Here is a 26,502-nt window from a genome sequence, read left to right on the forward strand (position 1 = left end):
CGGATTGGGGAGCAAAGGGGTTGCTCACAGACTCATATACGAGAGGCGGGGGGAAACTGGATGCAGGTAAATAAAAATAAATTTTTGAAGAGGGGGATCCCCTCTCCCCTATGGGGAGAGGGCCAGGGTGAGGGGAAATATCCTCAGCGACGAACAGGTGCCCCGTTCGCCACATAATACGCAGCCGTGCTCTTCGCCAGCGGCTCGCGTCCGCGAATGGCGTCGGCAATCTTTTCGCCGATCATAATGGTGGTGGCGTTCAGGTTGCCGGTAATGATCTGCGGCATAATCGACGCATCCACCACGCGCAGCCCTTCCAGTCCGTGAACGCGGCCTTCGCCGTCAACCACCGCCATCTCGTCATAGCCCATCTTGCAGGTGCCGCACGGATGGAAGGCGGTTTCGGCGTGGTTGCGCACGAACTCGTCCAGTTGCTCGTCGGTCTGGCATTCGATACCTGGGCTGATTTCGCGCCCCCGGTACTTGTCCAGCGCCGGCTGGTGCATGATCTCGCGGGTGATACGGATCGCGTCGCGGAACTCCTGCCAGTCCTGCTCGTGGGACATATAGTTGAACAGGATCGCCGGATGCTGATGCGGATCGCGGGACGTGATGCGCACGTGTCCGCGGCTCGGCGAGCGCATGGATCCGACGTGGCACTGGAAGCCGTGCTCTTTCACCGCGTTCGAGCCGTTGTAGTTAATCGCCACCGGCAGGAAGTGGTACTGGATGTTCGGCCATTCAAACTCTTCGCGGCTGCGGATAAACCCGCCCGCTTCGAAGTGGTTGCTCGCGCCCACGCCGGTACCGCCAAACAGCCACTCGGCGCCAATCTTCGGCTGGTTCCACCACTGCAGGGCAGGGTAGAGGGAGACCGGCTCTTTGCATTCGTACTGGAGGTACATCTCCAGGTGATCCTGCAGGTTTTCACCCACGCCGGGCAGATCGTGCACCAGCGGAATATCGAACTCGGCGAGCATGTCAGCGTCGCCCACGCCGGAGCGCTGGAGGATCTGCGGGGAGGCAATCGCCCCGGCGCTCAGCAGCACTTCTTTATTTGCCGTCGCTTTGGATGGGATGGTGCTTTCACCCTCCAGCCACTCGACGCCCACCGCGCGCTTGCCCTCAAAGATAATGCGATCGGTCATGGCATGGGTGCGGATGGTCAGGTTCGGACGCGGTTTCGCCTGGTCCAGATAGCCGCGCGCGGTGCTGGCGCGTCGGCCCTGCGGCGTGACCGTGCGGTCCATCGGGCCGAAGCCTTCCTGCTGGTAGCCGTTGAGATCGTCGGTGCGCGGATAACCCGCCTGCACGCCCGCCTCCACCATTGCCTCAAACAGCGGATTCACGCCCGGTTTCGAAGTGGTGACGCTCACCGGACCGTCGCCGCCGTGGTAGTCATTCGGCCCCACGTCGCGGGTCTCTGCCTTGCGGTAGTAGGGCAGGCAGTTGAGGTAGCTCCAGTGCTCCAGACCCGGCTCTTTTGCCCAGTGGTCGAGGTCCATCGCGTTACCGCGGATGTAGCACATGCCGTTGATCAGCGATGAGCCGCCCAGCCCTTTGCCGCGCCCGCACTCCATGCGGCGGTTGTTCATGTGCGGCTCAGGCTCGGTTTCGTATGCCCAGTTGTAGCGCTTACCCTGCAGCGGGAACGCCAGCGCGGCGGGCATCTGGGTGCGGAAGTCAAAGCGGTAATCCGGCCCGCCTGCCTCAAGCAGCAGGACAGTGGTGTTAGGATCTTCAGTCAGTCGCGTTGCCAGCACGTTGCCGGCAGAGCCGGCCCCGATAATGATGTAGTCAAATTGCAAATAAACCTCCCGGTTAAAATATGGACTGGAATTTACCCATCTCAACCTGGATGGACTTCACCTGGGTGTAGCTCTGCAGCGTCATGACGCCGTTCTCGCGGCCAATGCCGGAGTGCTTGTAGCCGCCGACCGGCATCTCTGCGGCGGATTCACCCCAGGTGTTGATCCAGCAGATGCCCGCTTCGAGCTGATGAATGGCGCCGTGGGCGCGGTTCAGGTCGGCCGTGACGATGCCTGCCGCCAGCCCGTAGTCAGTGTCGTTGGCGCGGCGAATCGCTTCTTCGTCGGTGTCATAAGTGAGGATGGACATCACCGGGCCGAAGATCTCTTCGCGCACGATGGTCATCTCGTCGGTGCAGTCGGTGAACACGGTCGGGGCCACCCACGCGCCGTTATCGAAGCCTTCGCCCTTCAGCGCGTCGCCGCCGCACAGCACGCGCGCGCCTTCCTCTTTACCTTTGGCGATGTAGCGCATCACGCTGTCGCGGTGCGGGAAGCTGACCATCGGACCAAAGTTGGTAGCTTCATCGAACAGATCGCCCGCGCGGATGCGGCCCACGCGCTCGACGATTTTCTGCTCAAACGCGGCTTTGAATTTGGCCGGAACAAACACGCGGGTGCCGTTGGTGCACACCTGGCCGGAGCTGAAGAAGTTGGCCATCATGGCGATGTCCGCCGCGAGATCCAGATCGGCGTCGTCGAAAATAATCAGCGGGGATTTACCGCCCAGCTCCATCGTCACCTCTTTCAGGGACGAGGCCGCCGAGTTGGCCATCACCTTTTTGCCGCTGGCGACGCCGCCAGTAAAGGAGACTTTGGCGATGCCCGGATGCTCGGTCAGGTACTGGCCGGTCTCCGCGCCCACGCCCGGCAGGACGTTAAACACGCCGTCCGGCAGGCCCGCTTCGGTGTAGATCTCGGCAAGCTTCAGAGCGGTAAGCGGCGTCACTTCGCTTGGCTTGAAGATCATCGCGTTGCCCGCCGCCAGCGCCGGGGCCGATTTCCACAGGGCGATCTGGATCGGGTAGTTCCACGCCCCGATACCCGCCACCACGCCCAGCGGCTCGCGGCGGGTGTAGACGAATGAGGTCTCGCGCAAGGGGATCTGGCTGCCTTCCAGCGCCGGGATCAGCCCCGCGTAATACTCCAGCACGTCCGCGCCGGTGACGATATCCACGGTTGAGGTTTCGGAATACGCTTTACCGGTGTCGAGGGTTTCCAGCTTTGCCAGATCGTCGTTGCGCTCGCGCAGGATGTCGACGGCGCGACGCAGGATGCGAGAGCGCTCCATGGCGGTCATCGCTGCCCAGACTTTTTGCCCGCGCGTTGCGCTTTCTACGGCGCGATCGACATCTTCGCGCCCGGCGGCCTGAACGGTCGCCAGGACTTCACCGTTGGCCGGGTTGATGGTCTCGAAGGTGCGACCGCTGGTGGCCGATGTATAACCACCACTGATATAAAGCTGCTGTTCTGCCATTCGGGACATAAATTCTCCTCGGTTATTCGGTCGGTAAATGCTGGCTGATAAAGTGGCTGGTCAGTGACTGGGCCAGGGTCTTATCCAGCGGCTTGCCGCTTAGTGCGGCGCGCAGCCACAGCCCGTCGATCAGCGCCGCCAGGCCGTAGCCCGCCTCTTCGGCCTGTTCGCGCGGCAGTTCGCGGCGAAACTCGTACACCAGGTTCGACAGCAGGCGGCGGCTGCTTACCTGCTGCAGGCGGTAGAGCATCGGCTGGTGCATGCTGCTTGCCCAAAAGGCCAGCCAGGCCTTCATTGCCGCGCCGCTGGTCTGGGTTTCATCAAAATTGCCGCCTACAATCGCCTGCAGGCGCTGCTCCGCGCTGGCGTCCGGCAGGGCGCGTAAGCGGCTCAATACCGCGTCGCGCAGCTGGCCGGTGATATCGCGCATGGTTGCTTCCAGCAGACCGTTTTTGTCTTTGAAATAGTGACTGATGATCCCCGTGGAAACGCCCGCCCGACGGGCGATCTGCGCGATCGTCGCGTCATGCATTCCCACTTCATTTATTGCTTCCAGCGTGGCGTCGATAAGCTGCCTGCGCCGGATCGGCTGCATCCCCACTTTGGGCATTTTTGCCACTCCATTCATCAGCGTTGGTTAACCATTAAAGCGGTTTTTGATTGGACGTTCAATATAAAATGTGTCTTAATTGTTGCGGATTTGGATTTTAATAGTTACAAAAACAGTGGGGATACTGGATGACAGACCTTTCACAGGACAGAGAAAAAGACAAAATCAACCCGGTCGTTTTTTATACCTCCGCCGGGCTGATTTTGTTGTTTTCCCTGACAACGATCTTCTTTCGCGATTTTTCTGCCGAGTGGATTGGGCGCACCCTGAACTGGGTGTCGAAGACCTTCGGCTGGTACTACCTGCTGGCGGCGACGCTCTATATCGTCTTCGTGGTCTGCATTGCCTGCTCGCGCTTTGGTTCGGTGAAGCTCGGGCCAGAGCAGTCAAAGCCCGAGTTCAGCCTGCTGAGCTGGGCCGCAATGCTGTTTGCCGCGGGCATCGGCATCGACCTGATGTTCTTCTCCGTGGCCGAACCCGTCACGCAGTATATGCAGCCGCCGGAAGGGGCAGGGCAGACGATGGAGGCCGCGCGCCAGGCGATGGTCTGGACGCTGTTCCACTACGGCCTGACCGGCTGGTCGATGTATGCCCTGATGGGCATGGCGCTGGGATACTTTAGCTATCGTTATAATTTGCCCCTCACCATCCGCTCCGCGCTGTACCCGATTTTCGGTAAAAAGATAAACGGCCCGATCGGCCACAGCGTCGACATTGCGGCGGTGATCGGCACCATCTTCGGTATCGCGACGACGCTCGGGATTGGCGTGGTGCAGCTTAACTACGGGCTGAGCGTGCTGTTTGATATTCCGGATTCGATGGCGGCGAAAGCGGCGCTGATTGCGCTCTCCGTCATTATCGCCACCATCTCGGTGACGTCGGGCGTCGATAAGGGCATCCGCGTGCTCTCCGAACTGAACGTGGCGCTGGCGCTGGGCCTGATCCTGTTCGTGCTGTTTATGGGCGACACCTCGTTCCTGCTCAATGCCTTAGTGCTCAACGTGGGCGACTATGTGAACCGCTTTATGGGCATGACGCTGAACAGCTTCGCCTTCGACCGCCCTGTAGAGTGGATGAACAACTGGACGCTGTTCTTCTGGGCGTGGTGGGTCGCGTGGTCGCCGTTTGTCGGCCTGTTCCTGGCGCGCATTTCGCGTGGCCGCACCATCCGCCAGTTTGTGATGGGCACGCTGATCATCCCGTTCACCTTTACCCTGCTGTGGCTGTCGGTGTTCGGCAACAGCGCGCTGCACGAGATTATCCACGGCAATGCTACTTTCGCGCAGGAAGCGATGGCGCACCCGGAGCGAGGCTTCTACAGCCTGCTGGCGCAGTATCCGGCGTTCACCTTTAGCGCCTCCGTGGCGACCATTACCGGCCTGCTGTTTTACGTCACCTCGGCGGATTCCGGCGCGCTGGTGCTGGGCAACTTCACCTCGAAGCTCAAAGACATCAACAGCGATGCCCCGAACTGGCTGCGCATCTTCTGGTCCGTCGCCATCGGCCTGCTGACGCTCGGCATGCTGATGACCAACGGCATCTCTGCGCTGCAGAACACCACGGTGATCATGGGGCTGCCGTTCAGCTTCGTTATCTTCTTCGTGATGGCCGGGTTGTATAAGTCCCTCAAGGTGGAAGATTACCGCCGCGTCAGCGCCAGCCGCGACACCGCGCCGCGTCCGATGGGCGCGCAGGACCGCCTGAGCTGGAAGAAACGTCTGTCGCGCCTGATGAACTACCCGGGCACGCGCTACACCAAACAGATGATGGAGACGGTCTGCTTCCCCGCCATGGAAGAGGTAGCCCAGGAGCTGAAGCTGCGTGGTGCTTACGTGGAGCTGAAAAACCTGCCGCCGGAGGAGGGCGAGACCCTGGGGCACCTGGATCTGCTGGTGCACATGGGCGACGAGCAGAACTTTGTCTACCAGATCTGGCCGCAGCAGTACTCGGTACCCGGTTTTACCTATCGGGCACGCAGCGGGAAGTCGACCTACTACCGGCTTGAGACCTTCCTGCTGGAAGGAAGCCAGGGGAATGATTTGATGGACTACAGCAAGGAGCAGGTGATTACGGACATTCTGGATCAGTATGAACGGCATCTGAACTTTATCCATCTGCACAGGGAAGCGCCGGGAAATAGCGTGATGTTCCCGGATGTTTGAGCCTTGAACTGAAGAACGTAAAAAGGCGTCGCCGCTGCCTTCATGCCGGGTGGCGGCGATGCCTTACCCGGCCTACAAAACCGGTTTGCCGTAGGCCTGATAAGCGAAGCGCCATCAGGCGTTAAATTTGCTTTGGGACTGAAGGGCAATATTTCCTTTATTTATATTCACCATTCTGTTTTTCTTTCTGCGCAGGTTTCATCCATGCATCATCATAAATAATATTGCCTTTAACATAGTTCCATTGAATGCCACGAAATCGCAGGCCTACTACTTCATGCATGTTAGGGGCAGAACTGCCTGGATAGTATACATGCGTAAAATCTAAAGATGAGATTACAACGCTATCAAGCGTGATGGTGTAGATCTCTCTTTCTGCTCCCGCTTCAATGATTTCATAATATTTAATAATAGCTTTTTGCAGGCGTCTTCCTTCGCAAGCGACAACGGCAAGGTAAGGACTTACCTTATCTAATTGCTTATGCAGCGTAACCGGGCCATGCTGTCGTGTTCCGGTCATATTTCCGGTATGACTATCGACGGCTTGTTTTACACCATAGCTGCTATTCATGATTTCGATAGCACCTTCTCGACCTGGCGTCATACATTCGCCCTGTACGAGCATTCCGTTCTCGTCGTAGAGAAATAGGTAAGCGGGTAGTGACATTATCGTTCTCCTAAATTTATTAGCTTGCCATTTTTATCGATATCGAACTGATGTACATATTCTTTGCCATTTAAGCCGTAGTGAATTACGTAAGTATTTTCATTCTCCCATTTAATATTCATACAGGTATCAGGATAGGAAAGGTTTAAATCACCGTATCCGGAACCCGTCACTATGCTTATCTGATGGGCTTTGCTTGAATAAATTGTGTAATATTTCAAAATGTCATTTTTATTTATGCTGAAACAAATATGATTGCCGTTAATAAAAGTTAGTCGTGTTATGGGGGCTCGTTTACCACCGGGACAACCGGTAATTGAAATACACATACCAATAATAAACAGCAGTTTTTTCATCCGGGAAATCCTTTTAAAACTGTTTTGTATTTATTCAGGAGGTAATAGATCGTTTCTTTAAGATGCAGATCTCGGTATTGTAATAAACTCTGATTTTTGTCCAGGCCAAAATATTTTAATAACCAGTAATCGCTTACAATTGATGCTTGCTGCTCTAACCCATAATGCAATAAATCTACTTTATCTAAGCTATAAGTGTAGTCAGCAATACCGGAAAATAATCCTCTGGTTCTGACAAACATTCCCTTTTGTGTTTGCCAGACGTGCATCATCTCATGCATAAATCTATGCTTCTTAACTAAGTCGTCCTCTAATGAGAAATCAGGTGAATAAGTTTCTTCTCTAAACCACATTTCACCATTGGGACTCATCGCTATATCGACAGGCTGGAGATTAAAAGGAAGATAACTTTCCCTGTGTACCCACACCAGATGATAATGGATACTGTAACCGTAAAGCGTCTTCGCGAGGGCTATCTCACCGATGGTGAGTTGTCGGATACCGCCTGGGTTAATCGGGGTTCCTGAGGTGGGAATAATGCGTTCATTTACCGGCATTATAAATCCATTTTAATAGTATGGTTATTGGGTTTTTATCCTACTCCTGTCTAAATGGAAAAGAAGATTGATATATTCCTAAAAAACGTTTTTTGCGTTGTGAGAAATAAATCAAATAGGGACTGAAAGAAGATTTTCGAAACCTGATGAGCGTTACAGCAAAGTGATCGCGTGGTCGCCATGAAGCAGCCAGTGAAGTGTAAATAGAGTTCCTTCTTTAAACTCAGCCTGTGGGTGGGTCAGCGCCAGCGTGAGTGTTTTCTCATTGAGTCTTGTTATGCGGGCACAGTCAAAACCTATGTAAATCTTCACCCGCGGATAGAGCGCCTTAAACAGACTCTCTTTGGCGCTAAATGCAAGCGTCAACGCCAGCGCAAAGGGGTAGCCCGAACGCTTCAGGCACATCGCTTCCTGTGCATCAATGATGCCGTCCTGGATTTCGCGGGCTTCAGGGTCTGGAAGAATGGCTTCGCAATCAATACCCACAAGCGCATCTGGATGACGGATGGCAAGCGCCATCGCCTGCGTGCCGCAGTGGGTGATGCTCCCTGATACGCCGTCAGCCCAGAGAGGTTCACCGCTGGGGCCGATGCCGGGCACGGTGTGGTCAGGTAAGGCATGCGCGGCGGCGATGCGGCCTGCCAGATGCTCGGCTTTGCGTTTGCGCCCGGCGTTTGAAAGCTCGGCGTGGTGGGGGAGCCAGAGGAGATCGGCGTCGGTGAAGGTGGTTGGGTCGAAGGTAACGTGGTGAACGGTGTGGTTAGCGAGAGAAAATGTGCTGTGGGTGGTGTGCATGGTTTTTTCCTTCAGAGTTGTGCGGCCTGATGCCCTCACCCCGGCCCTCTCCCACGGGGAGAGGGAGCAAACACTAAAAACGGCAACGGGGTTGCCGTTTTGCTTTTACCTAGAAACGCGTATTCACGCTCATGTACCAGGTACGACCCGGTTCATTATACGTATACGCACCCGCACCGTACATATACGCACCGGTGGTGGTGTTTCCGGTTGTCTGGGCATTACCCGCGCGCCACTGGCGTTTGTCGAAGACGTTGTCCACGCCGCCGGTCAGGCTGACGTTTTTGGTCATGTCCCACGTCGCGCTCAGGCCAACGATGCTGTACGGACTGACTTCGTCTTTTTCAGACCCGGTCACCGGCTGACCTTTGTAGTTGTACTTCTTCGGCTGCTGCTTGCCGTACCAGGTAAAGGTCGACTGGAGCGACACGTCCTGATGCACCTGCCAGCTCAGGGTTGAGTTCAGCGTGTACTCCGGAATGATCGACAGACGGTCACCGGTCTCCTTGTTCTTGCTCTGCAGCATGTAGGTGATGTTGTTGGTCCAGTTAATCGTGTCGCTGACCGGCACGTTCAGGGAGCCTTCCAGACCTTCCACCACCGCCTTCGGCACGTTTTCCCACTGGTAGATATCGGTCTGCACTTTACCGGAAGAGGTGTGACCAATCGGCGCGTAGCCCGCTTCAATCTTGTCGCGGTAGTCGTTGCGGAACCAGGTGACGCCCGCCAGCCAGCCGTCGCGCTTCCACTCCAGACCAATCTCTTTGTTGATGCTGGTTTCGGCCTTCAGGTCGTCGTTACCCATCATGTAGCAGCCCACGCCGTCGGAGCTGGCGTAGCAGCCCTGGCCTTTGCTGTAGAGCAGGTAGTTCGGGTTGGTCTGGTACAGGCTCGGCGCCTTATAGGCACGCGCGATCCCCATCTTCAGCGTGAAGTTATCCCCCAGACCCTGCGACAGGTTAAGTGACGGGCTCCAGTTGTTGCCGACGATGGTGTGATGGTCGAAGCGCAGGGCAGGGGTCAGCATGGTGCTGTCGGTCAGCTCCATGTTGTTTTCGGCGAACAGAGAGAAAATCTCTGCCGAGGTATAAGGGCTGCGATCGTTACTCATTCCCGGGATCGCGCCGCCCTGCTGGGTTTGGGTGAAGGAGGTCGAGTCCTTCATGCGCTGCTGGTTCCACTCGGTGCCGAGCGTCAAGTTTTGGTTGACGATGAAATCAATCGGCAGGTTGATTTCACTGTGCAGCATCACGTCGGCCAGATCGGTGTCGGTGAATTTATTACTGTTGAACAGACCTTCCAGACCGCCCGCCAGCCCCTCTCCCAGACGGGAGTTGCGGGTGTGCTCGTACTGCGCCCAGTTGCTGGTGGTAATGCCGTTATCCCAGCCGCCGTTCCAGGTCACCGCGAAGTTCTGGCGATAGATGCGGTTGGTCTCTTTGCCGTAGTTCTTTTTCACCAGACCGCTGGAGCTGTTGTCGTTGTTGGTGTTCTGGGTATCACCGGCGTAGAGGTTATTCTGGCGGCTGTAGCCCGCCTCAAATTCCAGAGACTGCATCGGCGCAAAGTCCCAGCGCACCACGCCGTTGATGTCTTTATTTTCCACCCCTTCACGGCCCGCGGGCAGCGTGTCGGCGTAGGCACCGGTTCGGTCAGACTGGTGACCCTGGTTGATGTCCCACGCGTCGGCCTGGGTTTTGTCCAGATTGCCGTACATGCGGAAGCTGAAGTCACCGCCCAGCGGGCCGCTTAGGCTGAAGTTGGTGCGTTTGGTGGAACCTTCATCCTTGTGCTCAGGCGCATTCAGGTAGGTATTCCAGGAGCCGTGCCACTGGTCGTCGAATTTTTTGGTGATGATGTTCACCACGCCGCCTGCCGCGCCGTTGCCGTAGCGCGCGGCGGCCGGACCGCGGATCACTTCGATGCGCTCGATCATCTCCGGCGGCACCCAGCCGGTATCGCCGCGGGTGTCGCGCTCGCCGCGCCAGCCCAGACGGATGGAGTTTCGGCTGGTCACCGGCTTGCCGTCGATCAGGATCAGGGTGTTTTCTGGCCCCATGCCGCGGATATCAATCTGACGGTTATTCCCGCGCTGGCCGCTGGTGGAGTTACCGGTCAGGTTAACGCCCGGCATGGTGCGGATGATTTCAGCCACGTCCCGCGCGGGCGGGTTTTTACGTATCTCATCGGCGGTGATGGTCGATACCCCCGGCGCCTGCAGATTCTGCTCGGCGGCGGTGATCACCATCGTGTCTTCGTGCTGCGCAGAGGTGGTGTTGTCGTCTGCCAGAGCGGGCAGCGCGACGCCGTAAATCCCTAAATTGACCAGCAAGGCCAGAGAGTGAATCTTCTTATTCATTGTACGTCCTGCTTTTGTGGTTGTTTTATGAGCGCTTCCCACAGCGCGGGCACTACGCTATTGCAAATGCAAATAGTTATCAATAATATTATCAATAAAATTTGCTCTGAAACAAAAAAGACTGTTAAACATGAGGTTATAAGGGTGACGGCGTTAACAACGGGAAGTGAAGCGTGGTGGCAGTCGAAAAACGGGCCTGAATGGAAGCCGGAAAAGGGAAACTACCGCGTCACGTTCTGGTGGCGTGACCCGGCAGGAACGCAAAGAACGTCACCGATCAAACGCGTCTGGCTCTACGTCACCGGCGTGACCGATCACCATCAAAATGCCCGCCCGCAGTCCCTCGAACGCATGCCCGATACCGACGTCTGGCAGTGGCAGGGCGAGTTCAGCCCCGAGTGGCGCGGAAGCTACTGTTTTATCCCCTCCGTGAATGAAAACGATTTTGCCGACGCGGTATTCGAAGGCCAGCAGCCGGACCGCATGGCGCTGCGCGAAGGCTGGCGCAAACTGCTGCCGCACGCGGTGTCTGATCCGCTGAATCCGCAGAGCTGGCGCGGCGGGCGCGGTCATGCCGTCTCGGCGCTGGAAATGCCGGAAGCACCCGTTCAGCCGGGGTGGAATCATCCCGATACGTCGTATCAGCCGCCAGTCTGCATTGAGTGGGAAAGCGCGCGCCTGAACAACCGCCGCCGCGTCTGGATTTTCACCAGCGGGGATCATAGCCCGGAACGCCCGCTGGCGGTGCTGCTCGACGGCCAGTTCTGGGCCGAAAGCATGCCCGTCTGGCCTGCGCTGGCGTCGCTCACCAGCGAGCGCAAACTGCCGCCTGCGGTCTACGTCTTAATCGATGTTATCGACATGGAGCATCGCAACCGCGAGCTGCCGTGCAATCCCGATTTCTGGCTGGCGGTGCAGGAAGAACTTCTCCCCCTTGTCCAGAAACACGCGCCGTTCAGCGACCGCGCCGACCGTACGGTGGTGGCAGGCCAGAGCTTTGGCGGTCTCTCTTCCCTTTATGCGGCACTGAACTGGCCGCAGCGTTTTGGCTGTGTGCTCAGCCAGTCCGGATCCTTCTGGTGGCCGCACCGCGGTGGGCAGCAGGACGGGCTGTTAATCGAACAACTTAAAGCCGGTGAAATATCCCCTCGCGGGCTACGCATCATTCTTGAAGCCGGGCGCAACGAGCCGCTCATCTTCCGCGCGAATCAGGCGATTTACGCCGAGCTGCACACGCACCAACCGGTTATCTGGCGTCAGGTTGACGGCGGACACGATGCGCTTTGCTGGCGCGGTGGGCTGACGCAGGGGCTGATGACCCTCTGGCAGCCGCTAATTCACTAACGGAGTCTGTATGGAATTCAGCAATCCTTTCGATAATCCGCAGGGACAGTTCGCCATTTTGCAAAACGACCAGGGGCAGTACAGCCTGTGGCCGCAGCAGTGCGAACTGCCGGCGGGGTGGCACGTGGTGTGTGAAGCACAGTCTCAGGAGGCGTGCCAGCAGTGGCTTGTCGGGCACTGGCAAACGCTTGTCCCGTCCCATTTTGCGGAGGGAAGCGCATGAACCGTCTTCCTCTCGTCGCCGCCCAGCCGGGGATCTGGATGGCGGAACAGCTGTCCACGCTGCCAAACGCCTGGAGCGTGGCGCACTACACCGAGCTGAAAGGCGATATCGACGCGCCGCTGCTGGCAAAAGCGATTGCTGAAGGCATGATGCAGGCCGATACCCTGCGGATGCGTTTTGCCGAGGAGAACGGCGAGGTGTGGCAGTGGGTGGACGAGTCCACGATCCTGCCTGAGCCGTCCATCGTTCGCGTTAACTCTCACGACGACGCCATGACGCTGATGGAATCCGATCTTGACCAGAACCTGCGCGTCGACAGCGGTCAGCCGCTGGCGTTTCAGCAGCTGATTCAGGTCGGTGAAAACCACTGGTACTGGTATCAACGGTATCATCACCTGGTGGTGGATGGCTTCAGTTTCCCGGCCATTACCCGCCAGATCGCCGCGATTTACGCCGCGTGGGAAAAGGGCGAACCTACGCCCGCATCTCCGTTTACGCCGTTTGAAGAGGTGGTGGACGAGTATCAGCGCTATCGCGACAGCGAGGCGTACCAGCGTGACGGTGCCTTCTGGGCAGAGCAGCGCAAGGAGTTGCCTTCTCCGGTCTCGCTCTCCTCCACACCGCTGCCGGGCCGAGCCGCGACAACGGATATCCTGCGCCTGAAAATCGCCGCCGACGGCCGCGCCTTCAGCCAGCTTGCACAGGCGGCAGGGCAGGCGCAGCGTACCGACCTGGCGCTTGCGCTGGTAACGCTCTGGCTGGGCCGCCTGACCGGACGGCTGGACTACGCCGCCGGGTTTATCTTTATGCGCCGCATGGGTTCCGCGGCGCTCACCGCGACCGGGCCGGTGCTTAACGTCCTGCCGCTGGCGGTCAATATCGATCCACAGGAGAGCCTGCCGGAGCTGGCGCTGCGCCTGGCGAACCAGCTGAAAAAAATGCGCCGCCACCAGCGCTATGACGCCGAGCAGATCGTGCGCGACAGCGGGAAAGCGGCGGGTGATGAAGCGCTGTTTGGCCCGGTGCTGAACGTCAAGGTGTTCGACTATCAGCTGGATATCGACGATGTGGAGGCCATTACCCACACGCTGGCAACCGGCCCGGTGAACGACCTTGAGCTGGCGCTGATCCCGGACGAGCAGGGCGGGCTGAGCATTGAGATCCTCGCCAATAAGCAGCGCTACGATGAAGTGACGCTTTCCCGACACGTCGCGCGTCTGAACGCGATGCTGAGGCAGTTTGCGGCTAATCCGGACCTGCGCTGTGGCGAAGTGGAAACCGTTTCAGAGCAGGAGTATCAGCAGCTGGCGCGCATCAACGATACCGGGCTGGCGCTGCCGTCCACCACGCTCGCGGATCTGGTGGCGGAGCAGGCGAGCAAAACGCCGGACGCGCCCGCGCTGGCGGATGCGCACGTTGAACTCAGCTATCGTCAGATGCGTGAGCAGGTCGTCGCGCTGGCAAACCTGCTGCGCGCGCGCGGCGTGAAGCCGGGCGACAGCGTGGCGGTGGCCCTGCCGCGCTCGGTATTCCTGACGTTAGCATTGCACGGCATTGTGGAGGCGGGCGCCGCGTGGCTGCCGCTCGACACCGGCTATCCGGACGACCGCCTGCGGATGATGCTTGAGGACGCGAAGCCGTCCCTGCTCATTACTACCGACGAACAGCTTCCGCGCTTTAGCGATCTGCCGATTACGACGTTTAGTTACAACACACTGTTACCGACCGCGGGTGCTGAGCCGCTGCGGCTGGCGACGCCGGAGCAGACGGCGTACATCATCTTTACCTCCGGCTCGACGGGGCGCCCTAAAGGGGTCATGGTCGGCCATACCGCCATCGTTAACCGCCTGAAGTGGATGCAGGATCATTACCCGCTGGACGCGACGGACGTGGTGGCGCAGAAAACGCCGTGCAGCTTTGACGTGTCGGTGTGGGAGTTCTGGTGGCCGTTTATCGCCGGGGCGAAGCTGGTGATGGCCGAGCCGGACGCGCACCGCGATCCCCAGGCGATGCAGAGCTTCTTCACCCGGTACGGCGTGACCACCACCCACTTCGTGCCGTCGATGCTGGCGGCGTTTGTTGCCTCGCTGACGCCGGAAAACGTCGACAGCTGCAAAACACTTAAGCAGGTGTTCTGCAGCGGCGAAGCGCTGCCGACGGCGCTGTGCCGCGAGTGGGAGCAGTTGACCCATGCGCCGCTGCACAACCTCTATGGCCCGACGGAAGCGGCGGTGGACGTGAGCTGGTATCCGGCGTTTGGTCCCGAGCTGGCGGCGGTGGAGGGCAACAGCGTGCCGATCGGCTTCCCGGTGTGGAACACGGGGCTGCGCATTCTGGACGTGATGATGCGCCCGGTGCCGTTCGGCGTGGCGGGCGATCTCTACCTCACTGGCATTCAGCTGGCGCAGGGGTATCTTGGCCGTCCGGACCTCACCGCCAGCCGCTTTATCGCCGACCCGTTTGCGCCGGGCGAGCGGATGTACCGCACCGGAGACGTTGCCCGCTGGCTGGATAACGGCGCGGTGGAATATCTGGGCCGCAGCGACGACCAGCTTAAAATTCGCGGCCAGCGCATCGAGCTGGGTGAAATCGACCGGGCGATGCTCTCGCTGCCGGACGTGGCCCAGGCCGTGGCGCACGCCTGCGTGTTCAACCGGGCGGCGGCAACGGGCGGCGATGCCCGCCAGCTGGTGGGGTACGTGGTTTCTGAATCCGGCTTACCGCTGGACCGCGACGCGCTGCTGGAATCGCTCAAAACCCAGCTGCCGCCGCATATGGTGCCGGTGGTGCTGCTGCAAATCAGCGCGCTGCCGCTGAGCGCCAACGGCAAGCTGGATCGCAAGGCGCTGCCGCTGCCGGAGCTGACCGGTAAAACGTCCGGACGGGCCCCGGAAAGCGAAACCGAAATCGCCGTCGCGCAGGCGTTTGCCGCGCTGCTGGGCTGCGAGGTGAACGACATTGAGGCCGACTTCTTTGCCCTCGGCGGCCACTCGCTGCTGGCAATGCGTCTGGCGGCGCAGCTTAGCCGCGCGTTCGAGCGCAAGGTTACGCCGGGGCAGATTATGGTCGCCTCGACGGTGAGCAAGCTCGGCGCGCTGCTGGACTCGCAGATGAGCGACGAGCAGGCGCAGCGTCTGGGGTATGAAACGCTTCTGCCGCTGCGCGAGAGCGACGGCCCGACGCTGTTCTGCTTCCATCCGGCGTCCGGCTTTGCCTGGCAGTTTAGCGTGCTGGCGCGCTACCTCAGCCCGCGCTGGTCAATCGTCGGCGTTCAGTCGCCGCGTCCGGACGGGCCGATGCAGCAGTGTGCGGATCTGGATGGGGTCATCGACCATCACCTGAACACCTTACGGGAGCAGCAGCCGCAGGGTCCGTATTATCTGTTCGGCTATTCCCTCGGCGGTACGCTGGCACAAGGGATTGCCGCCCGTCTGCGCGAGCTGGCTGAAGAGGTGGCCTTCCTCGGCCTGCTGGACACCTGGCCGCCGGAAACCCAGAACTGGGCGGAGAAAGAGGCCAACGGCCTGGACCCGGAAGTGCTGGCGGAAATCGAGCGCGAGCGGCAGGCGTTTATCGCCGCCCAGCAGGGGCAGGGCTCCAGCGAGCTGTTTAACGCAATCGAGGGCAACTACGCCGACGCGGTGCGGCTGCTCACCACGGCGCACAGCGCGCGCTTTGACGGCAAAGCGACGCTGTTTGTCGCCGAGCGCACGCGAACCCTGGATCCGCAGGTCGCCTGGGCGCCGTGGGTGGCGGAACTGGAGGTGTACAGTCAGGACTGCGCCCACGTGGATATCATTTCACCGCAGGCGTTTGAGAAAATTGGGCCAGTGTTGAAGAATATTTTGGGGTAACGTCAAAAGCGCCGGGTGGCGGCTACGCCTTACCCGGCCTACGGGAGCCGAGTGTAGGCCGGGTAAGGCGTAGCCGCCACCCGGCAATTACCGCCGACCTAACGGCACCACCAGCGGTGTGCCCGCCACCGGATCGTCAATAATCATGCAGCGCATGCCGTAGATCCGCTCGATCAGCTCCGGCGTCACAATCTCTTTCGGCGCGCCCTGCGCCACAATCTCACCGTCTCGCAAGGCAATCAGATGCGTAGCGTAGCGGCACGCCTGGTTTAAATCGTGCAGCACCGCTGCCAGGGTATACCCCTGCGAGCGGTTCAGCTCGCTCAGCAGCTCCAGCAGGTCAATCTGATGGCTGATGTCGAGCCAGGTCGTCGGCTCGTCCAGCAGCATGATCGACGTTTCCTGCGCCAGCACCATCGCGATCCACGCCCGCTGACGCTGTCCGCCGGAGAGGGTGTCTACGCTCTGCTGGGCCAGATCGGTAATCCCCGTCGCCTGCATCGCGCGGTTCACTGCCACGTCGTCCTCTTTACGCCAGCGGGTAAACAGCGGCTGGTGCGGATAGCGTCCGCGTGAGACCAGCTCCTGCACCGTGATGTCCCCCGGCGTGGTGGCGTTTTGCGCTAGCAGCCCGATGCGCCGCGCCACCTCTTTGCTGGCGAAACGCTGGATCTGCTCCCCGTCGAGGAATACGCTGCCTTCAGCCGGCGTCATCAGGCGGCTCAGGGTGCGCAGCAGGGTCGATTTGCCGCAGCCGTTCGGCCCGATAATTGCCGTGAAGTGGCCGTCCGGAATGGCAACGGATAAGTCACGGGCAATGATTTTTTTGCCGTAGCCAAGAGTGAGGTTTTCGCCGCGCAAGCGGGTGGTTGAATCTGTCATTTCTTGCGAGACTCCTGAACGAGCAAGACGATAAGGTAAATACCGCCGAGGCTGACGGTCACCACGCCCACCGGAAGCTGGTAAGGCATAAACAGCCGCTGGGCGCAGAGATCGGCGGCCAGCAGCAGCAACGCACCGCACAGCGCCGCCAGAGTTAATCCCCAGCGCGCCGTCCCGCTTAGACGTCGTGCGATATGCGGTGCGACGAGGGCAATAAACGAGATCGGCCCGGCAATCGCGGTGGAGGCGGCGGTCAGCAGTACGGCGACCAGCATCAGTATCAGGCGCGAGCGCTCGACGCCCACGCCCAGCGCGCAGGCGCTGTCGTCGCCCATTTCCAGCAGGCGCATACGCCGCACCAGCAGCAGCGCGCCGATAAACATCAGCACAATCAGCGGCGCGGCGGGCCAGGTTTTGCCCCACGTCAGGCCGTTGAGGGAACCGGCGTACCACAGCCCGGCGGAGAGCGCCGTTTCCAGCGAGGCCTGCAGCAGCAGCCAGGTATTAAAGGCCATCAGCATCGCACGTACGCCGATACCGATAATGATCAGCCGGAAGGTGTCGATACCGTTGCGCCAGGCCAACAGCCAGATAACCAGCGACGTCAGAATGCCGCCCGCCATCGCCGTAAAGGTGATGGCCGTCAGGTGCTGGCCGAACAGCACCATCGCCACCAGCACGCCGCTCCAGGCCCCGGTATTGAGGCCCATCACGTCCGGGCTGCCGAGCGGGTTGCGCATCAGTGACTGGAAAATCGCGCCGCTGACGCCGAGCGCCGCGCCGACCAGAATGGCCATCGCCACGCGCGGCAGTCGCCATTCGGTGACAACCAGAGTGATGTTACGCGGCGCGCTGCCGGTGAGGACGTCAAACACCTGGGTGAAATCGAGCGTCACCGCGCCGTTTTGCAGGCTCCAGACCGCCATCAGCAGAATGGCGATAACCATCAGGGAGACGCAGGCGACTAAACGCCGGGACGGGGCCATCATGCGCCACCTCCGCGTCTGCGTCGTACCAGGAAGATCAGCACCGGCGCACCGATAAAGGCGCTGACCACCGAGACGCGCAGCTCGCCGGGCACCAGCAGGCGGCCCAGCACGTCGGCAAACAGCAGCAAGGCAGGGGTGGCCAGCAGCGTCACCGGCAGCGACCAGCGGTGATCCGCCCCCACCAGCCAGCGCGCCATGTGCGGCATCATCAGGCCAATAAAGGCGATCGGGCCGACCACGGCGGTCGCGCTGCCGCACAGTACGGTGATGGCCAGCAGGCCCGTCAGCTGCGTGCGCGCCACGCGATTGCCGAGGGCGGTCGCGGTGTCGCTGCCGAGGCTCAGGCTGTTGAGCGACCGGCTTAAAAACAGCGCCACGGCAGCGGCAATCATCACCGGGATCGCCACCACTTTCAGGGTTTCAAGAGTGCGGATATCCAGCGAACCGGCCTGCCAGAAGCGCAGTTGGTCGTAAACGTCCGGGTTCAGCAGGGCGATGCCGTTGGATAAGCCTTCCAGCACCGCCGCGAGCGCCACGCCCGCCAGCGTCAGGCGCACCGGGCTCAGCTGTCCGCCGCCCTGGCTGCCGGTAAAGGCGACGACCAGCGAGGCGGCCAGAGCGCCGCAGAAGGCCATCACCAGCTGTTCAGAGGGCGACGTCAACCCGAACAGCGCCGCGCCGAGCACGATGGCAAAGCTGGCGCCGGAGTTAACGCCGAGAATGCCGGGGTCTGCCAGCGGGTTACGGGTAAGGGTTTGCATCAGGGCACCGGCAAGGCCGAGCGCGCCACCGGCCAGCAGTCCGGCAAGGGTGCGGGGCAAGCGGGCGTCGAGCACAATGACGCAGTCAGCGCTCTGGCAGGTACCGGAGAGCGCATCAACGATAACGGACGCGGGCAGAGGCTTCGCGCCAACCAGCAGGCTGAGTGCAATCGCCAGGCTCAATAGCAGCAATAAAACGGGCACGGCAACGGCGCGCACCGAAGAAGAGGAAAACGACATAGCAACATCCATGATTTGATAATGATAGTGATTATCGTTATCTATCTTATTTGGCTATGTTAGCATGTGCGCCCATGGAATGGGTAGAATTACACTCAAGGCTTTGTCATGAATCAAAAATCCTGGCTGCTCAACCTCAGCCTGCTCAAAACGCACCCGGCGTATCGCGCCGTTTTTATCGCTCGCTTTATCTCCATTTTGTCCCTCGGCCTGCTCGGCGTGGCCGTGCCGGTACAGATCCAGACTATGACCCACTCCAGCTGGCTGGTGGGGTTATCGGTGACGTTAACCGGCGGGGCGATGTTTATCGGTCTGATGGTCGGCGGCGTGCTGGCGGACCGCTACGAGCGTAAAAAGCTGATCCTGCTGGCGCGCGGCACCTGCGGCGTGGGCTTTATCGGGCTGTGTCTGAACGCTATGCTTCCGGAGCCGTCGCTGATCGCCATTTATGCCCTCGGGCTGTGGGACGGTTTCTTTGCCTCCTTAGGCGTGACGGCGCTGCTGGCGGCGACGCCCGCGCTGGTCGGGCGCGAGAACCTGATGCAGGCGGGGGCGATCACCATGCTCACCGTGCGCCTCGGCTCGGTGATTTCACCGATGGTAGGTGGCCTGCTGCTGGCGACCGGCAACGTGGCGTGGAACTACGGGCTGGCGGCGGTGGGGACCTTTATCACCACGCTGACCCTGCTGCGCCTGCCGCTGCTGCCGCCTCCGCCGCAGCCGCGCGAGCATCCGCTAAAATCGCTGATGGCCGCTATTCGTTTTCTGTTCAGCAACCCGCTGATTGGCGGGATTGCGCTGCTCGGCGGCCTGCTGACGATGGCGAGCGCCGTGCGCGTGCTGTACCCGGCGCTGGCGGGAGAGTGGCAGATGAGCGCGTCGGAGATTGGCATTCTCTACGCCGCCATTCCGCTCGGTGCGGCCTGCGGGGCGCTGACCAGCGGCAACCTGGCGCAGAGCGCGCGTCCGGGGCTGATTATGCTGCTTGCCACGCTGGCCTCGTTTATCGCTATCGGCTTCTTTAGCCTGATGCCGGTGTGGGCGCTGGGCGTGCTGTGTCTGGTGATCTTTGGCTGGCTGAGCGCCATCAGCTCGCTGTTGCAGTACACCCTGATCCAGACCCAGACGCCGGAAGGGATGCTCGGGCGCATCAACGGCCTGTGGACGGCGCAGAACGTGACGGGTGATGCCATCGGCGCGGCGATCCTCGGCGGGCTGGGGGCGATGATGACTCCGGTGGCGTCGGCGAGCAGCAGCGGGTTAACGTTAGCGATGGTTGGCGTGATTTTGTTAGTGGCGTTGGTGGAATTGCGGCGGTTCAGGCAGGAGAGTGCCCCGGTGTGATTTGCCGGGTGGCGGCAGCGCCTTACCCGGCCTACATTTTGCACCCGTAGGCCCGGTAAGCGAAGCGCCACCGGGCGCAGGCATTACCCGAAAATTGCCTCTAAACGCTGCAACACCAACATCGCGCTGTAATAATCCAGGCGGAACGTCTCCGTTCCCAATGCCCAAACCCGTTTGTTTTTCACCGACGGCAGATGCGCCAGCAGCGGGTTGGCGTAAATCGCCTCCACGTCTTTCTCGTCACCGGCAAACACAAACAGCCCTTCGCCGTTCAGCCCCGTCGCCAGGTTTTCGCCGCCTAGCTGGATAATGTCGTGGCGCTTACCCTGGCTAGTTGAGGTCTGCAATCCGGCAGGCAGCTCCGCCAGCGCAAAGCCCAGCTGGTGCAGCAGCTTGCCCTGTGCGGATTCCGCGGTCCACAGGTTGGCGCTGTGCGCGGCGGCGGTGTAGACGATGGCGTTCACCGGCTGCGGCGGCAGCTTCATCTGCTGTTTCACCTGCGCGAGCTGTTTATCAAACGCGGCAATGCGCTCTGCGGCCTGCTTTTCCTGTCCGGTGATGGTGCCCAGCTGGGTCAGCAGCGCCTGCCAGCTCTTGTCGTCGTAGTTGATGATAAGCGTCGGCGCGATAGCTGAGAGCTGATCGTACAGCGCCAGCGCGGAATCCCCGCCGGTAGCGCTGATCAAAATCAGGTCCGGCATCTGGGCGGCGACCGCTTCAGCGCTGGGCTCGCCAATGTACAGCCGCGCTACCTTGCGCTGCTTCGCGATATCACCCCACTGGCGCAGGAAGCCCTGCCCATCAGCCACGCGGTTATTCGGCGTGGTCGCGCCGCTGGCGACGACCGGTGCGTCAATCGCCAGCAGGGAGCCGGTTAAGGTCACGCTGGTGGAGACAATGCGCGTCGGTTTGCTCTCAAGCGTGTGAACGCCGCGGCTGTCGGTTACCTGACGCGGCCAGTCGGCGGCAGCGGCTGAGGCAAGTCCGAAAACAATAAGTCCAGGTAAAAGCAGGGTAATACGAAATACGGCGGGGAATTTCACAGCGCGACATCCTGTTTTTGTTGAGGATAATGCTTCTCATTTTCATGGTTGCCGCGAAGGGATGCAAGCTTTTGTCGCACAAGTTATTTGCCCGACGGTTGACAGCGAAGCGATGTGGGATTAGGTTAGCCGACGAAAATATAAATGATAATCATTATTGCTTCTTTTATCATTTTAAGGAGGATGATATGGATACGTCCCTGGCTGAGGAAGTTCAGCACACCGCAACCACGCTCGAATCAGACCGCTTTTTCTTTATGTCGCCTTACCGCAGCTTTACCACGTCCGGCTGCTTTGCCCGCTTCAGTGAACCCGCCGTTGGCGGCGACGATCAGGCAGGCCGTTTCCAGCAGAAATTAGCCCAGGCTTTCCAGAACGCGAAGGCCAGCGGCATCGCCCATCCGGTGATGGTAGGGGCTATCCCGTTCGATACCCGCAAGCCATCCTCTCTGTTTATTCCACAACGCTGGCAGACCTTTTCCCGTCCGGCGCGTCAGCAGTCTTCACGCTATTTTTCAGGCTCGCAGGCGCTGAAGGTGGAACAACGCACCGAGATCCCGCCGCAGCCCGTGTTCGAAGAGATGGTCGCCCGCGCCGCGTCGCTCACTGCCACACCGCAGGTGAACAAGGTGGTGCTGTCGCGCCTGATTGATATCGCGACGGACAAACTCATTGATAGCGGCGCGCTGATGGAGCGCCTGATCGCTCAGAACCCGGCGAGCTTTAACTTCCACGTGCCGCTGGAAGACGGCGGCGTGCTGCTGGGCGCCAGCCCGGAGCTGCTGCTGCGCAAAGAGGGTGGGCACTTTAGCTCGCTGCCGCTGGCAGGCTCCGCGCGCCGTCAGCCGGACGACGTGCTTGATCGTGAAGCGGGCAACAAGCTGCTGGCCTCCGAAAAGGACCGTCACGAGCACGACCTGGTGACCCAGGCGATGAAGGCCATTCTGGCACCGCGCAGCCACCATCTCAGCATGCCGGATTCGCCTCAGTTGATTACCACGCCGACGCTGTGGCATCTGGCAACGCCGGTAGAAGGCGAGGCGCGTAAAAATGAAAACGCCCTGACGCTGGCCTGTCTGCTGCACCCGACGCCGGCGCTGAGCGGTTTCCCGCATCAGGTGGCGAAAGACCTGATCGCCGAGCTGGAGCCATTCGACCGCGAGCTGTTCGGCGGCATCGTCGGCTGGTGCGACAGCGAAGGCAACGGCGAGTGGGTGGTGACCATCCGCTGCGCGCGTCTTCGCGAAAATACCGTTCGCCTGTTTGCCGGTGCGGGCATTGTGCCTGCCTCCTCGCCGGTGGGCGAGTGGCGCGAGACGGGCGTGAAGCTCTCCACCATGCTCAACGTGTTTGGTTTGCACTAAGGAAGACTCATGACCATCCCTTTTACCCGCTGGCCTGAGGAATTCGCCCGCCGCTACCGCGAAAAAGGCTACTGGCAGGATCTGCCGCTGACCCACATCCTGACGGATCGTGCGGACAGCGATGCCGTGGCGATAATCGACGGCGAACGGCACATCACCTACCGCGCGTTTAATCAGGCGGTGAACAACCTGGCGTCCGCCCTTCAGGCTCAGGGGCTGCACCGCGGCGAGACGGCGCTGGTGCAGCTTGGCAACGTGGCCGAGTTCTACATCACCTTCTTCGCGCTGCTGCAAATCGGCGTCGCGCCGGTCAACGCGCTCTTTAGCCATCAGCGCAGCGAGCTGAACGCCTACGCGGAGCAGATCAACCCCGCCGTGCTGATTGCCGATCGCGACCACGCGCTGTTCGCGGACGATGAGTTCCTCAACGCCTTTGTGGATGCGCACCACTCGGCACGGGTCGTACTCCTGCGCGGCGATAAGGGTGACTACGCTCTGGAAGCGGCGATTGCGTGTCCAGCTGACAACTTCATCCCTAACCCGACGCCCGCCGACGAAGTGGCCTTCTTCCAGCTCTCCGGCGGCAGCACCGGCACGCCGAAGCTGATCCCGCGGACGCACAACGACTATGACTACAGCATTCGCCGCAGCAACGAGATCTGCGGTATCACTGCGCATACCCGATATCTGAACGCGCTGCCCGCGGCGCATAACTACGCCATGAGTTCGCCGGGCTCGCTGGGCGTCTTCACGGCGGGCGGCTGCGTGGTGCTGGCGAACGATCCGAGCGCCACGCTCTGCTTCCCGCTGATCGAACAGCATCAGATTAACGTCACCTCGCTGGTCCCGCCGGCGGTGAGCCTCTGGCTGCAGGCGATTGCCGACGGTGCGGGGAACGCGCAGCTCAACTCCCTGAAGCTGCTGCAGGTGGGGGGCGCACGCCTCTCCGCCACGCTCGCGGCGCGCATTCCGGCAGAAATCGGCTGCCAGCTTCAGCAGGTGTTCGGCATGGCAGAAGGGCTGGTGAACTACACCGCGCTCGACGACGCGCCGGAGCGCATCATCAACACCCAGGGCCGCCCGATGTGTCCGGACGACGAAGTGTGGGTGGCGGACGAGCACGGCAACCCGCTGCCGCGCGGGGAAGTCGGGCGTCTGATGACGCGCGGTCCGTATACCTTCCGCGGCTATTTCAACAGCCCGGAACACAACGCCAGCGCCTTCGACGCCGACGGCTTTTACTGCTCCGGGGATCTGATCGCCATTGACGAGCAGGGCTACATCACCGTGCAGGGGCGCGAGAAAGATCAGATCAACCGCGGCGGCGAGAAGATTGCTGCCGAAGAGATCGAGAACCTGCTGCTGCGCCATGAGGCGGTGATCCACGCCGCGCTGGTGAGCATGGAGGATAGCCTGCTGGGTGAGAAGAGCTGCGCGTATCTGGTGGTGAAACAGCCCCTGCGCGCGGTCGAGGTGCGTCGCTTCCTGCGCGAGCAGGGCGTCGCCGAATTCAAGTTGCCGGATCGCGTAGAGAGCGTGGATGCGCTCCCTCTGACGCCGGTCGGCAAAGTCGATAAGAAACAGTTGCGCCTGTGGCTTGCTGAACGCGCCCGGGGCTGAGGAACAGAGTATGGCCATTCCAAAATTAACCGCTTACGCGCTGCCCACCGCCGCAGAGCTGCCGACCAGCAAGGTGAACTGGGCGTTTGAGCCCGAGCGTGCAGCGCTGCTGATCCACGATATGCAGGAATATTTCCTGAACTTCTGGGGCGAAAACAGCGCGATGATGCAGCAGGTGGTGGCGAATATCGCCAGACTGCGCGCTTACTGTAAAGCGCACAATATCCCGGTGTACTACACCGCTCAGCCGAAAGAGCAGAGCGACGAAGACCGCGCCCTGCTGAACGACATGTGGGGGCCGGGCCTGACCCGCTCGCCGGAGCAGCAGCGCATCGTCGCAGAGCTGACACCGGACGAAGCGGACACGGTGCTGGTGAAGTGGCGCTACAGCGCGTTTCACCGCTCGCCGCTGGAGCAGATGCTGAAAGAGACGGGACGAAACCAGCTGCTGATTACCGGTGTGTACGCCCACATCGGCTGTATGACCACCGCCACCGATGCCTTTATGCGCGACATTAAGCCGTTCTTCATTGCCGACGCGCTGGCGGACTTCACCCGTGACGAGCATCTGATGTCGCTGAACTACGTGGCAGGACGCTCGGGCCGCGTGGTAATGACCGACGAGCTGCTGCCGTCCGTTCCGGCGACCAAAACCGCGCTGCGCGAGCTGATCCTGCCGCTGCTGGACGAGTCCGACGAGCCGATGGATGACGAAAACCTGATCGACTACGGCCTGGACTCGGTACGCATGATGGCGCTGGCCGCCCGCTGGCGCAAAGTACACGGCGATATCGACTTCGTGATGCTGGCAAAAAATCCAACAATCGACGCCTGGTGGGCGCTGCTTTCCCGCGAGGTGAAGTGATGGGACTGGATTTCACCGGAAAAACCGTCTGGGTGACGGGCGCGGGGAAGGGGATTGGCTACGCGACGGCTCTGGCGTTCGCCGAAGCCGGCGCGCAGGTGACCGGGTTCGATCTGGCGTTTCCGCAGGATGATTACCCGTTCGCCACCGAAACGCTGGACGTGGCGAACGTCGCGCAGGTGCATGAGGTGTGCGGGCGCGTGCTGGCTTCGCTCGAACGGCTGGACGTGCTGGTCAACGCAGCGGGCATTCTGCGCATGGGGGCAACGGACCAGCTTTCGCAGGAGGACTGGCAGCAGACCTTCGCGGTCAACGTCGGCGGCGCGTTCAATCTCTTCCAACTGACCATGGGCCAGTTCCGCCGTCAGCAGGGCGGGGCGATTGTTACCGTGGCGTCCGATGCGGCGCACACGCCGCGCATCGGCATGAGCGCCTATGGCGCATCGAAAGCGGCGCTGAAAAGCCTGGCCCTGACCGTCGGGCTGGAGCTGGCAGGCAGCGGCGTGCGCTGTAATCTGGTGTCGCCGGGCTCAACAGACACCGATATGCAGCGCACCCTGTGGAAAAGCGACGATGCGGAGCAGCAGCGCATCCGCGGCTTCGGCGAGCAGTTTAAGCTCGGCATTCCGCTGGGCAAAATCGCCCGTCCGCAGGAGATTGCCAGCACTGTGCTGTTCCTGGCATCCGATGCCGCCAGCCATATCACCCTGCAGGATATTGTGGTGGACGGCGGCTCCACGCTGGGGGCGTAAGATGATCTGGAAACGTCATATACCGCTCGAGGAGCTGAACGCGACCAGCCTGAACACCCTGGTGGCGCATCTCGGCATTGTCTATACCCGTATCGGCGACGACACGCTGGAAGCGGAGATGCCGGTGGATGCGCGTACCCACCAGCCGTTTGGCCTGCTGCACGGCGGGGCCTCGGCGGCGCTGGCGGAAACGCTGGGCTCAATGGCCGGTTTTCTGATGACCCGCGACGGGCAGAGCGTGGTGGGGACGGAGCTGAACGCCACGCATCACCGCGCGGTCTCCCACGGTAAGGTGCGCGGGGTATGCCAGCCGCTGCATCTGGGGCGCTCCAGCCAGAGCTGGGAGATCGTGGTCTTCGACGAGCAGGGGCGGCGGTGCTGCACCTGCCGGTTGAGTACGATGGTGTTGGGTTGAACGGTGCAGAATTGC

At 60.7% G+C, this 26,502-nt stretch carries 22 protein-coding genes; 10 read left to right on the plus strand and 12 right to left on the minus strand.

Annotated elements, in window-relative coordinates:
• Window positions 1-143: 143 nt before the first annotated feature.
• The 3 genes from betA to betI are packed head-to-tail and all read right to left on the minus strand — an operon-like array spanning window position 144 to window position 3,895.
• Window positions 144-1,808 (minus strand): choline dehydrogenase, encoded by a 1,665-nt coding sequence (gene betA / locus AC4IC4_RS05520; RefSeq protein ID WP_491472313.1) that lies wholly within the window; start codon window positions 1,806-1,808, stop codon window positions 144-146.
• A 13-nt stretch (window positions 1,809-1,821) separates the two neighbouring features.
• The gene (gene betB, locus AC4IC4_RS05525; RefSeq protein WP_491472314.1) at window positions 1,822-3,294 is read right to left on the minus strand and encodes a betaine-aldehyde dehydrogenase; all 1,473 of its coding nucleotides are present in this window, start codon (window positions 3,292-3,294) and stop codon (window positions 1,822-1,824) included.
• 13 nt (window positions 3,295-3,307) lie between these two features.
• Window positions 3,308-3,895, minus strand: coding sequence for a transcriptional regulator BetI (betI, locus tag AC4IC4_RS05530; protein WP_024906969.1), 588 nt, complete (start codon window positions 3,893-3,895; stop codon window positions 3,308-3,310).
• Between the two features lie 128 nt (window positions 3,896-4,023).
• Here betI and betT point away from each other — a divergent pair, with 128 nt between their 5' ends.
• A complete protein-coding gene (gene betT / locus AC4IC4_RS05535; RefSeq protein WP_024906970.1) occupies window positions 4,024-6,057 on the plus strand; it encodes a choline BCCT transporter BetT in 2,034 nt (677 codons plus the stop codon).
• A gap of 157 nt (window positions 6,058-6,214) precedes the next feature.
• On the opposite strand, the gene AC4IC4_RS05540 is transcribed toward betT, so the two are convergent.
• The 5 genes from AC4IC4_RS05540 to AC4IC4_RS05560 all read right to left on the minus strand — a co-directional run bounded on the left by AC4IC4_RS05540 (window position 6,215) and on the right by AC4IC4_RS05560 (window position 10,791).
• The gene (locus tag AC4IC4_RS05540) at window positions 6,215-6,724 is read right to left on the minus strand and encodes an Hcp family type VI secretion system effector (protein WP_491472315.1); all 510 of its coding nucleotides are present in this window, start codon (window positions 6,722-6,724) and stop codon (window positions 6,215-6,217) included.
• Window positions 6,724-7,080 carry a putative T6SS immunity periplasmic lipoprotein gene (locus AC4IC4_RS05545; protein WP_491472316.1) on the minus strand — a complete coding sequence of 119 codons (357 nt, stop codon included), beginning with the start codon at window positions 7,078-7,080 and terminating at the stop codon, window positions 6,724-6,726. The genes AC4IC4_RS05540 and AC4IC4_RS05545 overlap by 1 nt, the downstream gene beginning before the upstream one ends.
• Window positions 7,077-7,637, minus strand: coding sequence for a type IV secretion protein Rhs (locus AC4IC4_RS05550; protein ID WP_491472317.1), 561 nt, complete (start codon window positions 7,635-7,637; stop codon window positions 7,077-7,079). Before AC4IC4_RS05550 ends, AC4IC4_RS05545 begins: the two co-directional genes overlap by 4 nt.
• Before the next feature lie 153 nt (window positions 7,638-7,790).
• Window positions 7,791-8,432: an enterobactin synthase subunit EntD gene (entD, locus tag AC4IC4_RS05555; protein WP_491472318.1), complete on the minus strand. Its 642-nt coding sequence runs from the start codon at window positions 8,430-8,432 to the stop codon at window positions 7,791-7,793.
• Between the two features lie 109 nt (window positions 8,433-8,541).
• Window positions 8,542-10,791 (minus strand): TonB-dependent siderophore receptor, encoded by a 2,250-nt coding sequence (locus AC4IC4_RS05560; protein ID WP_491472319.1) that lies wholly within the window; start codon window positions 10,789-10,791, stop codon window positions 8,542-8,544.
• A gap of 144 nt (window positions 10,792-10,935) precedes the next feature.
• On the opposite strand from AC4IC4_RS05560, the gene fes reads away from it, so the two are divergent.
• The 3 genes from fes to entF are packed head-to-tail and all read left to right on the plus strand — an operon-like array spanning window position 10,936 to window position 16,212.
• Entirely contained in the window at window positions 10,936-12,135 is a 1,200-nt protein-coding gene (gene fes, locus AC4IC4_RS05565; protein WP_491472320.1) for an enterochelin esterase, read from the plus strand.
• Between the two features lie 10 nt (window positions 12,136-12,145).
• A complete protein-coding gene (locus AC4IC4_RS05570; protein WP_463726981.1) occupies window positions 12,146-12,358 on the plus strand; it encodes an MbtH family protein in 213 nt (70 codons plus the stop codon).
• A complete protein-coding gene (gene entF, locus AC4IC4_RS05575; protein WP_491472321.1) occupies window positions 12,355-16,212 on the plus strand; it encodes an enterobactin non-ribosomal peptide synthetase EntF in 3,858 nt (1,285 codons plus the stop codon). Before AC4IC4_RS05570 ends, entF begins: the two co-directional genes overlap by 4 nt.
• A gap of 87 nt (window positions 16,213-16,299) precedes the next feature.
• On the opposite strand, the gene fepC is transcribed toward entF, so the two are convergent.
• From fepC to fepD, 3 genes are read right to left on the minus strand one after another with little or no spacing between them, the layout of a single operon-like run.
• Entirely contained in the window at window positions 16,300-17,094 is a 795-nt protein-coding gene (fepC, locus tag AC4IC4_RS05580; RefSeq protein WP_491472322.1) for an iron-enterobactin ABC transporter ATP-binding protein, read from the minus strand.
• Entirely contained in the window at window positions 17,091-18,080 is a 990-nt protein-coding gene (fepG, locus tag AC4IC4_RS05585) for an iron-enterobactin ABC transporter permease (protein ID WP_491472797.1), read from the minus strand. Before fepG ends, fepC begins: the two co-directional genes overlap by 4 nt.
• Window positions 18,080-19,084 carry a Fe(3+)-siderophore ABC transporter permease gene (gene fepD, locus AC4IC4_RS05590; protein WP_491472323.1) on the minus strand — a complete coding sequence of 335 codons (1,005 nt, stop codon included), beginning with the start codon at window positions 19,082-19,084 and terminating at the stop codon, window positions 18,080-18,082. Before fepD ends, fepG begins: the two co-directional genes overlap by 1 nt.
• 108 nt (window positions 19,085-19,192) lie before the next feature.
• Here fepD and entS point away from each other — a divergent pair, with 108 nt between their 5' ends.
• Complete coding sequence (gene entS, locus AC4IC4_RS05595) at window positions 19,193-20,428, plus strand: enterobactin transporter EntS (protein ID WP_491472324.1); 1,236 nt, start codon at window positions 19,193-19,195, stop codon at window positions 20,426-20,428.
• Window positions 20,429-20,511: 83 nt separating this feature from the next.
• On the opposite strand, the gene fepB is transcribed toward entS, so the two are convergent.
• Window positions 20,512-21,471, minus strand: coding sequence for a Fe2+-enterobactin ABC transporter substrate-binding protein (fepB, locus tag AC4IC4_RS05600; protein ID WP_491472325.1), 960 nt, complete (start codon window positions 21,469-21,471; stop codon window positions 20,512-20,514).
• Between the two features lie 188 nt (window positions 21,472-21,659).
• Here fepB and entC point away from each other — a divergent pair, with 188 nt between their 5' ends.
• Genes entC through entH form a run of 5 tightly spaced genes read left to right on the plus strand, consistent with a single transcriptional unit; the run spans window position 21,660 to window position 26,487 of the window.
• Window positions 21,660-22,835: an isochorismate synthase EntC gene (gene entC / locus AC4IC4_RS05605; protein WP_491472326.1), complete on the plus strand. Its 1,176-nt coding sequence runs from the start codon at window positions 21,660-21,662 to the stop codon at window positions 22,833-22,835.
• Between the two features lie 9 nt (window positions 22,836-22,844).
• Window positions 22,845-24,455: a (2,3-dihydroxybenzoyl)adenylate synthase EntE gene (entE, locus tag AC4IC4_RS05610; protein WP_491472327.1), complete on the plus strand. Its 1,611-nt coding sequence runs from the start codon at window positions 22,845-22,847 to the stop codon at window positions 24,453-24,455.
• Between the two features lie 10 nt (window positions 24,456-24,465).
• On the plus strand, window positions 24,466-25,320 hold the full coding sequence (locus AC4IC4_RS05615) for an isochorismatase (protein ID WP_199029172.1): 855 nt from the start codon (window positions 24,466-24,468) through the stop codon (window positions 25,318-25,320).
• A gap of 5 nt (window positions 25,321-25,325) precedes the next feature.
• The gene (gene entA / locus AC4IC4_RS05620) at window positions 25,326-26,072 is read left to right on the plus strand and encodes a 2,3-dihydro-2,3-dihydroxybenzoate dehydrogenase EntA (protein ID WP_473722686.1); all 747 of its coding nucleotides are present in this window, start codon (window positions 25,326-25,328) and stop codon (window positions 26,070-26,072) included.
• 1 nt (window position 26,073) lies between these two features.
• The gene (gene entH, locus AC4IC4_RS05625; protein WP_048993150.1) at window positions 26,074-26,487 is read left to right on the plus strand and encodes a proofreading thioesterase EntH; all 414 of its coding nucleotides are present in this window, start codon (window positions 26,074-26,076) and stop codon (window positions 26,485-26,487) included.
• Window positions 26,488-26,502 lie beyond the last annotated feature (15 nt).

It is taken from the genome of Enterobacter sp. Taxon_2 (assembly GCF_058355295.1).